12 protein-coding genes and 1 pseudogene are annotated in these 12604 nt (G+C 73.6%); 10 read left to right on the top strand and 3 right to left on the bottom strand.

Annotation, left to right across the window (positions count from 1 at the left end):
• Nucleotides 1–268: 268 nt before the first annotated feature.
• From MMR14E_RS01470 to MMR14E_RS01440, 7 genes are all read left to right on the top strand, one after another.
• Nucleotides 269–886 (top strand): hypothetical protein, encoded by a 618-nt coding sequence (locus MMR14E_RS01470; protein ID WP_331312506.1) that lies wholly within the window; start codon nt 269–271, stop codon nt 884–886.
• Nucleotides 873–1262 (top strand): transcriptional regulator, encoded by a 390-nt coding sequence (locus tag MMR14E_RS01465; protein ID WP_331312504.1) that lies wholly within the window; start codon nt 873–875, stop codon nt 1260–1262. The genes MMR14E_RS01470 and MMR14E_RS01465 overlap by 14 nt, the downstream gene beginning before the upstream one ends.
• A gap of 76 nt (nt 1263–1338) precedes the next feature.
• Entirely contained in the window at nt 1339–2061 is a 723-nt protein-coding gene (locus tag MMR14E_RS01460; protein ID WP_331312503.1) for a di-trans,poly-cis-decaprenylcistransferase, read from the top strand.
• Nucleotides 2062–2104: 43 nt separating this feature from the next.
• On the top strand, nt 2105–3328 hold the full coding sequence (gene coaBC, locus MMR14E_RS01455; RefSeq protein ID WP_331312501.1) for a bifunctional phosphopantothenoylcysteine decarboxylase/phosphopantothenate--cysteine ligase CoaBC: 1224 nt from the start codon (nt 2105–2107) through the stop codon (nt 3326–3328).
• A 322-nt stretch (nt 3329–3650) separates the two neighbouring features.
• Nucleotides 3651–4067: an FKBP-type peptidyl-prolyl cis-trans isomerase gene (locus tag MMR14E_RS01450; RefSeq protein WP_331312500.1), complete on the top strand. Its 417-nt coding sequence runs from the start codon at nt 3651–3653 to the stop codon at nt 4065–4067.
• A 36-nt stretch (nt 4068–4103) separates the two neighbouring features.
• A complete protein-coding gene (locus tag MMR14E_RS01445) occupies nt 4104–5474 on the top strand; it encodes a Wadjet anti-phage system protein JetA family protein (RefSeq protein ID WP_331312499.1) in 1371 nt (456 codons plus the stop codon).
• Nucleotides 5467–6093 (top strand): DUF4194 domain-containing protein, encoded by a 627-nt coding sequence (locus MMR14E_RS01440; RefSeq protein WP_331312498.1) that lies wholly within the window; start codon nt 5467–5469, stop codon nt 6091–6093. Before MMR14E_RS01445 ends, MMR14E_RS01440 begins: the two co-directional genes overlap by 8 nt.
• 169 nt (nt 6094–6262) lie before the next feature.
• Here the strand turns inward: MMR14E_RS01440 and MMR14E_RS01435 are convergent, their stop codons facing one another.
• The gene (locus MMR14E_RS01435; protein ID WP_331312497.1) at nt 6263–7939 is read right to left on the bottom strand and encodes a methyl-accepting chemotaxis protein; all 1677 of its coding nucleotides are present in this window, start codon (nt 7937–7939) and stop codon (nt 6263–6265) included.
• Nucleotides 7940–8114: 175 nt separating this feature from the next.
• On the opposite strand from MMR14E_RS01435, the pseudogene MMR14E_RS01430 reads away from it, so the two are divergent.
• Nucleotides 8115–8288, top strand: a pseudogene (locus MMR14E_RS01430) (ATP-binding protein); the annotation flags it as partial.
• 782 nt (nt 8289–9070) lie between these two features.
• Here the strand turns inward: MMR14E_RS01430 and MMR14E_RS01425 are convergent.
• The gene (locus MMR14E_RS01425; protein ID WP_331312568.1) at nt 9071–9676 is read right to left on the bottom strand and encodes a methyl-accepting chemotaxis protein; all 606 of its coding nucleotides are present in this window, start codon (nt 9674–9676) and stop codon (nt 9071–9073) included.
• Between MMR14E_RS01425 and MMR14E_RS01420 the strand changes: the two genes are divergently transcribed.
• Nucleotides 9573–10658 carry an SbcC/MukB-like Walker B domain-containing protein gene (locus MMR14E_RS01420; RefSeq protein WP_331312567.1) on the top strand — a complete coding sequence of 362 codons (1086 nt, stop codon included), beginning with the start codon at nt 9573–9575 and terminating at the stop codon, nt 10656–10658. The genes MMR14E_RS01425 and MMR14E_RS01420 overlap by 104 nt on opposite strands.
• Before the next feature lie 70 nt (nt 10659–10728).
• On the opposite strand, the gene MMR14E_RS01415 is transcribed toward MMR14E_RS01420, so the two are convergent.
• On the bottom strand, nt 10729–10944 hold the full coding sequence (locus MMR14E_RS01415; protein ID WP_012317798.1) for a hypothetical protein: 216 nt from the start codon (nt 10942–10944) through the stop codon (nt 10729–10731).
• A 416-nt stretch (nt 10945–11360) separates the two neighbouring features.
• Between MMR14E_RS01415 and MMR14E_RS01410 the strand changes: the two genes are divergently transcribed.
• Nucleotides 11361–12491, top strand: a complete 1131-nt coding sequence (locus MMR14E_RS01410; protein WP_331312496.1) for a S1C family serine protease — start codon at nt 11361–11363, stop codon at nt 12489–12491.
• Nucleotides 12492–12604 lie beyond the last annotated feature (113 nt).

Raw genomic sequence — 12604 nt, 5'->3', positions numbered from 1 at the left:
GGTGCGGTTTGACGGCTTTCGTCCGCTGCCGGCCGCGCGGCGGACCGGCTGAGGACCGGCGGCGGAGCGCCGCGCCATTCCACTAAAGGCGGTGTGGCGAATACAACCGATCGGTAGAATTCACCCGGGAGCGAACTCGACCGCGGTCCCGGATGCTGAGAAGATCGGCATGCGCACGCGGAAATCGGCTTGCGGTGGGCCGACCCCGTCGATACTTTGCGGTGCAAAGTGGGGTGCACGGCATGCTGCGGCCGGGGGCTTGAGGCACATGCAGGACCTGGACAAGGCGCTGGCCGACATCGTGGCCATCCGCTCGCAGATCGCCCGCGATACGGCGTTCCGCGGCTTGGGCGCCGCGACGGTCGCCGGCACCGGCGGCCTCGCGCTCGCCTGCGCGGCTGGGCAGGCCCTGTGGCTCGGCGATCCCGCGGCGCGGCCGGCCCTGTTCTTCGGCCTCTGGATCGCGGCGGCCCTGGCGGCCTTCGCGATGATCGGGGTCGAGGCGGTCCGGCGGAGCCGGCGCCTTCATTCCGGCCTCGCGGACGCGATGGTGTGGAACGCCATCGAGGTGTTCCTGCCGGCCGCGGGCGCCGGGGCCTGCCTCGCCCTGGTCATCGCCCGCTTCGCCCCCGGCGAGGTCTGGATGCTGCCGGGCCTCTGGCAGGTGCTGGTCGGCCTCGGCCTGTTCGCCTCGGCGCGGATCCTGCCCCGGGCGGTCCAGGGCGTCGGGGCCTGGTACCTGCTCGCCGGACTCGCCGTGCTGGCGGTCTCGGCCGAGACGCGGGCCCTGTCGCCCTGGACGATGGGCCTGCCCTTCTTGATCGGCCAAGCGTGGCTGGCCGCGATCATCCATCACGGGGCCCGGGCCTTCGATGACGACCGCTGACCGTTCCGAGGGGCGCTTCTCCTACGAGGGGCTCGACAGGATCATCCATGAGCGGGCCCGCCTGAGCGTGCTGACGTCCCTGGTGGCGCACCCGAAGGGGCTCCCCTTCCCGGATCTCAAGCGTCTGTGCGGGCTCACCGACGGTAACCTGAGCCGCCACCTCGCCGTGCTGAGCGAGGCGGACCTCGTGAGCCTCGAGAAGCGCTTCGCGCAGAGCCGGTCGCAGACGATCTGTCGCCTTACCCCGGTCGGGCGCAGGCGCTTCATCGGCTATCTCGGCGTGCTGGAGCAGGTGGTGCGCGACGCCGCGGATGCGGCCGAGCGCGGCCCCGAATCCGGTGTCCGCGGCCTCGATCCGGCCACGAAAACGGCGTGAGACCGCCCGTCCCGCCGGGAATGTTAACCCCGTTTCGATAGACCTCTGCGCCACGCCCATGCCGGGAGACTTTACGATGCAAAGCGAAGCGGTGCCGGGAGCCCTGCACGCCGCGATCATCATGGACGGCAACGGGCGCTGGGCGACGCAGCGCGGCCTGCCGCGGCTGGCCGGCCACCACCGGGGCGTCGAGGCGATCCGCCGCACCGCCGAGGCCTGCCCGGATCACGGCATCGGCACGCTCACGCTCTACGCCTTCTCGGCGGACAACTGGCAGCGGCCGGCCGAGGAGGTCGGCGGCCTCATGCGGCTGCTGCGCTCGTACCTGCGCAACGAGACCCAGCGCCTCGCCCGCACCGGCACCCGCCTCAGCGTCGTCGGCCGGCGCGACCGTCTGCCAGACGGCATCCCCCAGGCGATCGCGGCCGCGGAGGCCGCCACGGCGGCGGGAACCCGGCTGCACCTGCGGATCTGCGTCGACTACTCGGCCCGCGACGCGATCATCGCGGCGGCGCAGCGCCTCGCCGGCGAGGAGCCGACGCGCGAGAGCTTCGGCAATCTGGTCGCCGGCCCGATGCACGGCTCCCCGGTCGACGTCGACCTGCTGATCCGCACCGGCGGCGAGCGGCGTCTCTCCGACTTCATGCTGTGGGAGGCGGCCTACGCCGAGCTGCTCTTCACCGAGCGGATGTGGCCCGATTTCGGGCCCGACGACCTCGCCGAGGCCGTGGCCGAGTTCGGCCGCCGCGAGCGCCGGTTCGGCGGCCTGAAGGCGCCGGCGGTCCCGGCGGCGGCCTGACGCCGCTTGACGCGCGCGCGCCGGCGCGCAGAGGGTCGGCGGCATGACCGAGACCCTCGCCCATCGCCGCGTCCTCCTCGTCATCGGCGGCGGCATCGCGGCCTACAAGGCCCTCGACCTGATCCGGCGGCTGCGCGAGCGGGGCGCCAGCGTCTGCCCGGTGCTGACCGCGGGGGCGCAGGAATTCGTGACGCCGCTGGCGGCGGCCGCGCTCGCGGGTGAGCGGGCGCACACCGACCTGTTCGACCGCGCCTCCGAGGCCGAGATCGGCCACATCAAGCTCGCCCGTCAGGCGGACGCCGTGGTGGTGGCGCCCGCCACCGCCAACCTGATGGCCCGCATGGCCGGCGGCCACGCGACCGACCTCGCGACCACGGTCCTGCTGGCCACGACCCTGCCGATCCTGATCGCGCCGGCCATGAACGTCCAGATGTGGGCGCACCCCGCCACCCGCCGGAACCGCGCGATCCTGGAGGGCGACGGCGTCCGGATCGTCGGCCCGAACGCGGGCCGGATGGCCGAGCCGGAATCCGGGCCCGGGCGCATGGCCGAGCCCAACGAGATCGCCGACGCGCTGGAGCGGATGCTGGGCGCCCCCGCCGGGGACGGGCCCCTGGCCGGCCGGCGGGTGCTCGTGACCTCGGGACCGACCCACGAGCCGATCGACCCGGTCCGCTACATCGCCAACCGCTCCTCGGGCCGCCAGGGCCACGCCATCGCGGCCGCGGCCGCCGCGGCCGGCGCCGCCGTGACCCTGGTCTCCGGGCCGGTGGCGCTCCCCGACCCGCCGGGCGTCGCCGTCGTGCGGGTCGAGACAGCCCGGCAGATGCTGGCCGCCGTCGAGGCGGCGCTGCCGGCCGACATCGCGGTCTTCGCCGCCGCGGTCGCCGACTGGCGCCCGGAGCAGGAGGCCGGCAGCAAGAAGATCAAGAAGGACGGCACCGGGCCGGCGCCGATGCCGCTGGTCGAGAATCCCGACATCCTCGCCACGGTGGCGCGCCTCCCGGCGGGGCGCCCGCCCCTGGTGGTCGGGTTCGCCGCCGAGACCGACACGATCGTCGAGCACGCCCGGGCGAAGATCGCCCGGAAGGGCTGCGACCTGATCGTGGCCAACGACGTGTCGGCCGAGGGCGGCGTCATGGGCGGCGTCGACAACACGGTGCACCTGATCGGTCGGGACGGCGCGGTCGAGACCTGGCCGCGCCTCGGCAAGGACGAGGTCGCCCGGCGGCTCGTGGCCCATCTCGCGGGGCTCCTGGCCGGCTGACGCGGCCCCGCACCCGGTTCCGCGCGGATGTTCACGGGCGGCCCGAGGCGTTCCGAGCGCGGACGTCGGCGCGCACAGGGAAGTCAGACGTCGTCTCTGCCGACCGGGAGCGGGCGATGGCGGGGCTCGCGACGGCCCGGCCGCCGCCCCGTCGGCCCAGGCCGCGCACCTGAGCGCCGAGGTCGGCCGCTTCCGCGACGGCCTCCGCGCCGCCTGAGCGCGACCCGGGGGGCGCCATCCGTCTCCCTGGCCTGGACGGGTCCGAGGCGATAGAAGGCCTCCCGACGGCCGGCGCGCACGGCGCCGGCTCCAGGGAGAAACCATGCCTCGCCTGTCCCCCATCTTCGGAGCCGCGTTGATCGCCATGACCACAGCCGCCAATGCCGAGACCGTGACCACCCCGTCGGGCCTCAAGTACCAGGACGAGGTCGTCGGCACCGGGCCCGAGCCGAAGGCCGGCCAGACGGTCACCGTCCAGTACACCGGCTGGCTCGACGAGGGCGGCAAGAAGGGCAAGAAGTTCGACTCGTCCCGCGACCGCAACCAGCCCTTCAGCTTCCCCCTCGGCGCCGGCCAGGTGATCAAGGGCTGGGACGAGGGCGTCGCCACCATGAAGACCGGCGGCAAGCGCACCCTGATCATCCCGCCGCAGCTCGGCTACGGCGCCCGCGGCGCCGGCGGCGTGATCCCGCCGAACGCCACGCTGATCTTCGACGTCGAGCTCCTCGGCGCGAAGTAAGCGGCACGGCTGCGCGACGGCGAGAGTTTCGAGACGATGCTGTTCGCGCAGCTGTCCGACGAGCTGTTCAAGCCGCTGGCCTCGCCGAGCCGCGGCTTCAACGCCGCCCTGCTCCTGCACCTGCACCGGCGCGTCCTCGGGGCCGAGCCGGTGCGCAAGGCCGAGCTCCTGGCCGAGATCGGCGACTTCGCCGCCGGCTGGAGCGACCCCGAGGTCAGCGGCGACGAGCCGATCTCGGCCGACCCGACCGAGCGCCGCACGGCGCTCTACCGGCGCCTCCTCGACACCGGCTGGCTGATCGAGCGCCGCGAGCGCTACGTCCCGGTCGCCGAGTTCGACCCCGAGGCCCGCCTCCTGCTGGAGGAGCTGTCGCGGCTGGAACGGGGCGAGACCCGCTCCTACGGCGGCGCCGTCCTGGAGGTGCTGGGCGGGCTCGAGAGCGCCCTGTCGGACCCGGCGAACCGCTCCGAGGCGCTGTCCAACGCCGCGCGGGCCGCCGCCGCCTTCCTGTCGCACGTGCGCGGCCTCGCGGCCGGCATGCGCAAGGTCGAGGAGCGCATCCTGCGCGAGCCCGACCGCGCCAAGACCTTCCGGCTGTTCTTCGAGGATTTCGTCGAGCGCCACCTGATCAGCGACTACCGGACGCTGCACACCCGCTTCAACCCGTTCCGCTTCCGCGCCAGCGTGGTGCGCGAGGCCGGGCGGGCGCTGCGCGACGCCCTCACGGTCCGGGCGCTGGCCGAGGGCCTGATCCGCGAGGGGCGCGGCGCCGATCTCGACGCGGCGCAGAAGGCCGTCCGGGCGGATCTCGCGCAGATCCTCGCCGTGTTCGAGGGCCTCGACAACCACCTCGACGCCGTCGACGCCGTGGTGGCGCGCCTGGAGCGCCGGATCGCCTCCGCGCTGCACGTGATGGACCGCCCGGACCCGAGCGGGGTCGAGCGCGTCGCCGCGCTGCTGCGCGCCGTCGGCGGCGCGGAGATCGCCCCCGAGGTGCCGGGCGACGTCTCGCTGCTGCGGCCGCCGATCGGGCACGCGCATCTCCAGGCGCCGCGCGCCCGCAGGTCGGCCATCGACATGGAGCCCCTGCCCGACATCGAGGACGACCCCGTGGTCGACGCCTTCGCGGCCGCCAAGGCGGAGTTCCGCCGCCGCACCACCGTGACCCCCGAGAGCATGAGCGCCTTCGTGGAGGCCCGTCTCGGCAAGGCGGTGCGGCTGCGCGGGTCGCAGATCGTGATCGCGGGCGTCGACGACTTCATCGTGTTCCAGCGCCTGCGCGAGATCGACGTGCTGTTCGACGCCAAGCTCGGCGCGCGCTACGCCCTGACCCGCCTGCCCGAGCGGGTGGTCAACGGCTGGCTGGACTGCCCGGATTTCCTGCTGGAGCGCCGTCCCCGTGCTTGAGGGCTTCCGCGCGATCATCGACGGCGACGAGCCGCCGCCCCCCGGCGCCCGGGCGCCGGACGCCGAGGAGCTGTGCCGCGCCCTCCAGGTGCTGCTGAAGGGGCAGGTGATCTACGCCGAGACCCAGAACATCGGCCGCTCCTACGAGCTCGCCCGGCACTACGCGCCGTTCTTCACCGACTACTTCGCCTGCCTCGGCTACGCGCTGACGGTCTCGCACCGCGACCAGATGGTCTCGCTGAGCCCGGCCGCCGACGCCCCGCGCCACGACATCGTCTCGGAGCGCCTGCGCAAGGACGAGACCCTGGTGCTGCTGGCGCTCCGGCTCCTCTACGAGGAGGGCCTGCGCGACCACCGGGCCGGCACGGACGGGGTCGTCGACTGCACCACCGACGAGATCGTCGAGAAGATCCGCGCCGTGGCGCGCAACGAGCCCCCCGAGGAGGGCCGGCTCGCCGACATCCTCCGCCTCTACGCCAAGCGCGGCGGCCTGCGCCTCGGCGAGCGTGACCGCGTCGAGCGGGTCACGCCGCTGTCGCTTCTGCCGGGCCTGACGGTCCTGGCCTCCGACGCCTGGATGGAGCGCCTGCGCGCGTGGTCTGAGGCCGGCGAGGCCTGAGGCCGTCGTCCGGTCGACCAGCCCGGCGCCGTCTCTGCGAGCGAAGCGAAGCGATCCAGCAGGCGCCACGATTGCCGGCGTCGCGCTGCCCTGGGTCACTTCGCTGCGCTCGCGATGACGGGGTGAGATACGTCAACCGCGACGTGCGGCCGGAAGCACGTGACCGCGCTCAGGCCGCCCGGACCGTCGCCAGGAAGTGCTCGACCTCGCTGCCGAGATGGGCCGCCTGGCGGGCCATCTCGGAGGCCGAGGCCAGGACCTGCGCGGCGGCCGCGCCGGTCTCCTCGGCGGCGCCCGCGACACCGCTGACATTGGCGGTCACCGACTCGGTCCCGGTCGCCGCCTCGGCGACGTTGCGGACGATCTCCTGAGTGGCCGCGCCCTGCTCCTCCACCGCCGCCGCGATGGAGTTGGCCATGCCGCTGATCTCGCGGATGCGGCCGGCGATGCCGTCGATGGCCTGGACGGCCTGGCCGGTCGAGCCCTGGATCTGGGCGATCTGGGCCGAGATCTCGGCCGTGGCCTTGGCGGTCTGGTCGGCCAGCGCCTTCACCTCGGTGGCGACGACCGCGAAGCCGCGGCCGGCGACGCCGGCCCGGGCCGCCTCGATCGTGGCGTTGAGAGCCAGCAGGTTGGTCTGGCTGGCGATCGCCGAGATCAGGTCGACCACCTCGCCGACCCGGCGCGCGCCGGTGCTCAGGGCCTGGACGAGGTCGGCCGTGGCGGCCGCCTCCCGGACGGCGGCCTGCGCCAGGTCCGCCGAGGAACCGACCTGGCGGCCGATCTCGTTGACCGAGGAGCCGAGTTCCTCGGCCGCCGCCGCGACCGTGGTGACGTTGGAGGAGGCCTCCTCGGCGGCCGCCGCCGCGCTGGTGGACTGGCCGGCCGTCTGCGTCGCCGTCGCGGTGAGGCTCTGGGCCGTGGACTGGAGCTGCGTCGCCGCCGACGTCACCGAGCCGACGATGCCGCCGATGGCGGATTCGAACCGGTCGGCGAGCTCGCGCGTCGCCTGCCGGCGCTGCGCCTCGGCGCCGGCCCGGGCCTGCGCGGTCTCGGCCTCGAGGGCGCGGGCGTGCAGCAGGTTCTCCCGGAACACCGCGACGGTCGCCGACATGGCGCCGATCTCGTCCCGCCGCGCCGCGTAGGGGATCTCGGCCTGGGTGTCGCCGTCGGCGAGCCGCCGCATGGACAGCGTCATCCCGGCGAGCGGCCGCGACACGCCCGTGAAGGCGTACAGCATGGCGCCGAGCGCGATGACGAGGCTGACGAGCAGGCTCACGACGGTGGTCCGGACCGCGTCGGCCTGGCTGTCGCGGGCCGCGCGGCCGGCCGCCTCGCCGTTCCGGATGTTCAGGTCGGCGAGGGCGCGGGTCGCGCTGGAGGCCGCGAGGTAGTTGGCGTTCATCGGCCCGCGGAAGTAGGCGAGCGCCTGATCGTGCTGGTCGGTCGGGAAGGCGCGCAGGCGGGTCCAGTCGGCCTGCTGCACCGCCAGCTTGGCGAGCAGGTCGTCGTAGATCGCCTGCTCCTCCTTCGACGCCACCAGGCCGCGGTAGGCCTCGGCCTTCGCCTGGCGGTTCCGCATCATCTCGTCGGCGTTCTTCAGGCTGGTCTCGCGCTCGGCGTCGGTATCCGCCGTCACGTAGCGGAACTGCCACAGTCGCGAGCGCATCACGAGGGCGTTGACCGCCTGGGCCTCGTTGATCGACGGCACGGCGTTGTCGACCAGCTCCGCGAGCCGCTGGTCGACCGCCTGCATCTTGTAGAGGGTCACGCCGCCCTGAACCATCGCCGCCAGGAGCAGGAGGGCGAAGAGGCCGCTGAGTTTCGCTTTGAGACTGAGGCGCATCGGTATTTCCGGTCGTGCGGACGAGACCGGAACGGCATGAACATCTTCTGCTAACAGTGTCATAACCTGTGGTCGAATCGGGCTTCAGGGCTGCGCGTGTGTCGGCTTGCATACGCGGCCGAGTCCGGCCAACTGGGCCGAACATCCCTCGCCACAGACCCGACCCACCGACACCGTGTACGTCCTCACCGACATCGCCATCTCGAACTGGTACCTGATCCGCCGCGAGCAGATCCGCCTGCGCGGCGCCGCGGCGCTGGTCGGGCCGACGGGGGCCGGGAAGTCGACGATCTTCGACGCGGTCGGCACGGTGCTGGCCGGCAACAACGCCAGCCGCCTCGCCCTCAACGCCTCGGCCTCCGGCCGCAGCGCCCGCACCGTGCGGGACTACTGCCTGGGCTGGATCAGCGACCCGGCGGAGGGCGGCCGCCCGACGCGGGAATCCTGCGAGACCGTGCTGGTGCTGGTCTTCGAGAACCCGGATTCCGGCCGCGTGGTCTCGGTCGGCCTCGCCCTGGCGGCCCGGGCCGCCGAGCCGAAGGAGACCGTGCTGTCGCGCTTCATCGCGGTCGGGCACCGGTTCGAGGTCTCCGACTACGCGCGCACCGCCCCCGGCGGCACCTACACGGCGCCCTGGAGCGAGATCGCCGCGGACCTGCGCGGCCGCGCGGCGAGCTTCACCGAGTACCGCACCTCCGGCGAGCGCTTCACGTCCGACGTGCTGGCGACCCTGCGCGAGGGCGCGCCGGCGCCGGAACCGCGCCACTTCCTGCGCAGCTTCGCCAACGCGGTGGCGTTCAAGCCGATCTTCGACACCAGCGCTTTCGTGCGCGCCTTCGTGCTCGAGCCGGAGCCCCTCGATGTGGAGCGCGTGCGCCACTCCATCGCCAACTGGCGGCGCCTCCGGGAGACCATCGCCGAGCTGGAGACCCGGCTCACGCGCCTCCGGCGCCTGCGCGATCGCTACGAGGCCTGGGGCGAGGCGGTCCTCGCCGCCGCGACGCACGAGCTGCGGGCGGCCAGCGCCGAGCTGCGCCGCCGCAGCCTCGACCTCATCGCTGTCCGGAGCCGCCTCCGGGAGGGCGCCGACACCCTGCGCATCGCCCGCGAGCGCGTCGCGGCGAGCCGCGGCTACGTCCGCGAGATCGACGGCGAGATCGCCGAGAAGAAGGCGCTGGCCGCCGCGAGTGCCGCCGAGGGGCGCCTCGCGGCCTCGACGCTCGGCCTGTCCATGCTGGAACGCGACCGCAAGGAGCTGGTCGGCCGGATCGGCGACCTCGTCGCCCTCGTCGGGCAGATGGCCAAGCTCCAGCCGGTCGCCCCGATCCTGCGCCAGAGCTGCCCGCAGGCGGCCCGCCTCGCCGAGGCCTGCGCCCGGGCGGGCCTGCGCCGGGAATCCTCCCCCGAGGAGATCCTGCGCCCCGACGGGCCGCTGGCCGAGCTGACCGACGGGCTGGCGCGCCTGCCCGACTTCGACGAGGCCCTCGAGCGCGCCGCCGAGGACGCGGCGCTCAAGNGACAGATGGACTTGCCTCGAGAAAGTGGAGCCACCACCGAGAAGCTGCGCCCGCTCGCCCCGGCCGCGGCCGCCTCGATGGCCGCGTTCAGCGCCAGCAGGTGCGTGCGCTCCGAGATGTCGTTGACCGTCTCGATGATGTCGCCGATCGTCTGGGTCTTCTCCGACAGGCTGACGATGTTGCCCGCCACCGCCTCCGCCTGCTCGCGGATCGCGTCCATGGCCTTGGCGGTGTCGGACACCGCGCGCAGACCCTGGCGCGAGGTCTGCGCGGTCGCCTGGCGGGTGGAGAACCCCCTCGCCTCGGGCGACGCCCCGGCGATCGACGGCTTCGCCTGGGTGCGGCGGGAATACGAGGCGGTCGAGGGGCACGAGCTGCGCCGCTACCGGGCGCAGGCCGAGCGGGCCGAGTCCGAGATGCGCCGCCTGATGACCGAGGACCTGCTGACGCGCCTCGCCGACCGGTTCGAGCGGGTCCATGCCCGGCTCGCGGCCCTGAACGAGCGGCTCTCGGCCCGCAGCTTCACCGGCCAGACCTACGCGTTCGAGGCGGCGGTGGACCGCCGCTACGCCGCCGTCCACGCGCTGGCCACCGAGACCGCCCGCTCGCCCGAGGCCGCGCAGGCGCTGCTCGCCGGCGAGGCCGAGGGGCCGATGGCCGCCGCGCTCGAGGAGATCACCGCGCTGATCGCCGGCGCGGAGGACGCGGCGCGGCTCGCCGATTACCGCAACTACTTCGTCTACGAGATCGGCATGCGCGACCGGGCGGGCAACCGCACGACGATGTCGGCCCGGGCGCTGCGCGGCTCCGGCGGCGAGGCGCAGGCGCCGTTCTACGTGGCGATCGCCGCGTCGCTCGCCAGCGCCTACTATCCCGGCGACCGGCCGGGCGACGAGAATCCGGGCTTGGGCCTGTGCCTGCTCGACGAGGCGTTCTCGAAGCTCGACGTGCGCAACAGCCAGGCGCTGGTCGACCTCTACCGCGCCTGGGGGCTGCAGCTCCTGATCGCCGCCCCCGAGGACAAGCGCACGACGCTGACCGAGGTGATGGACACGATCGTGACGGTCTACAAGAGCCCGGATCTCACCTCGGTCCGGATCGAGGCCGAGCACCCCCTCGAGGCGGCCCGGCGGGCGCTGCACGCGATCAACCCCGACCAGGTCGGGATCGAGGGCTTCCGCCAGTCGGACGCCGCGGAGTGAGCCCGCGGGGTACCGGAGCGGGGCTTCGCGCCGCCGTCCCCGGTATCCCCGTTCTCCGGGTGATCGATCGTCAGTTCAGGTAGGTGCGGATCCAGTTCGGCGAGAGGATCTCGCCCTCTTCGGTGATGATCCAGGGCTGCTTGGCCGGGTCGGCCAGGGCGCCGGCCGCGGCGGCGATCGCCTCCCGCAGGGTCTGGTAGCGCTCGGGCTGCGCGAGCGGGGCGCTCGCCGGGGCCGTGCGCCAGATCGTCAGATCCGCGGGCCGTTCCAGAGCTTCGGTTTCCATGGGTACTCGTCCTTCCGAACCGTTTTGGACCGTTCAGACCGCCGCCGCCGGGCTCTGCCGAGGGGCTGCGGCGATCGATGGTCTGCGCGTCAATGCAAGCATCTCTGCGGCAGCTTTGCGATCAATTCGGGCGGTTCTCGAAACCAGCGTCCGGTGCCGAGGCACGAGTCCGGGCGCGTTTCGGTGTTCCGTGTCCGTATTGAGCGCGACTGAGCTGCTCTGGACTTGCGAGAATTGTGGCTCCCGAATGATGACCATTCCGTTAGCCAGTCTGCGCCGGTCGCCGACGTGCGCCAGAACACGTCGTGGGCCCGTCGGCGGCGGCGCACCTCTGTGTTGACGCCCCGATCCTGAACGCGCACTTAAGGCTCCGCCCGCCGCGGGCCCGCCCGCGCGCTTCACTGTCGGAGCCACCCGTGCCGGATCGTACCGTGCGCATCGTCCTCGCCGCGGTCCTGGTCCTGCTGGCGCTCTACGTCGCCCAGCCCTACCTGCAGCCGCTGCTCTACGCGGCCGACACGCCCCGGGCGATCACGGCCCGCGGCGATCTGGCACCGGCCGAGGCCTCGACGGTCGCGCTGTTCGAGCGCGCGAGCCCGTCCGTCGTTCACGTTTTCGCGCAGGGCGCCGCGCAGAACCGCGACCTGCTCGATCTCGACGATCAGGGCGGCGAGCAGGGCGGGACGCAGACCGGCACCGGCTTCGTCTGGGACGGGGCCGGCCACATCGTCACCAACACCCACGTCGTGCAGAACGCCGCGCAGAGCGGCGGCTCGGTCTCGGTCCGGATGAGCGACGGCGAGGTCGTGCCCGCGACCCTCGTCGGGATGGCGCCGTCCTACGACCTCGCGGTGCTGCAGCTCGGGCGCGTGCGCCACATGCCGCCGCCGCTGGCGATCGGCACCTCGGCCGATCTCAAGGTCGGTCAGTCGGCCTTCGCGATCGGCAACCCGTTCGGCCTCGACCACACGCTGACGACCGGCGTCATCAGCGCCGTGCGGCGGCGCATGCCGACGAGCGAGGGCCGGGAGCTGTCCGGCGTGATCCAGACGGACGCGGCGATCAACCCCGGCAATTCCGGCGGCCCGCTCCTCGATTCCGCGGGCCGGCTGATCGGCGTCAACACCGCCATCGTGTCGCCCTCCGGCGCCAGCGCGGGGATCGGCTTCGCGATCCCCGTCGACGTGGTGAACCGGATCGTGCCGGAGCTGATCAAGGCCGGCCGGGTGCGCAATCCCGGCATCGGCATCATCGCCGCGCAGGAGGCGGCCACGGCGCGGCTCGGCATCGACGGCGTGGTGATCGTGCGCGTGCTGCCCGGCTCCCCGGCCGCGCAGGCCGGGCTGCGCGGCGTCGACCCGCAGACCGGCGACCTCGGCGACGTGATCGTCGAGGCCAACGATCGCCCGGTCCACCGCCTCGCGGACCTGACCGCGGCCATCGAGGAGGCCGGCCTCGGCGCCGGCGTGACCCTCAAGGTCGAGCGCGACGGCCGGATCCGGCAAGTCCGCGTCACCACCGCCGAGGTCGCGGAGAACCGGCGATGACGCGCGCCACCCTCTTCCTCCTGGCCCTGGTCCTCCTCAGCGGCGCCGCGGGGGCCGGCGAGGCGCCCACGCGCGCCCGCCTCTGCCCGGAGAACCTCCCCGAGGGCGCGCGC

The organism is Methylobacterium mesophilicum, assembly GCF_036441335.1.
In the GTDB taxonomy this organism is placed as follows: Bacteria; Pseudomonadota; Alphaproteobacteria; order Rhizobiales; family Beijerinckiaceae; genus Methylobacterium; species Methylobacterium mesophilicum_B.
The sequence above is the reverse complement of the archived record's forward strand: the minus strand, read 5'-3'. Positions and strand labels throughout refer to the sequence as shown.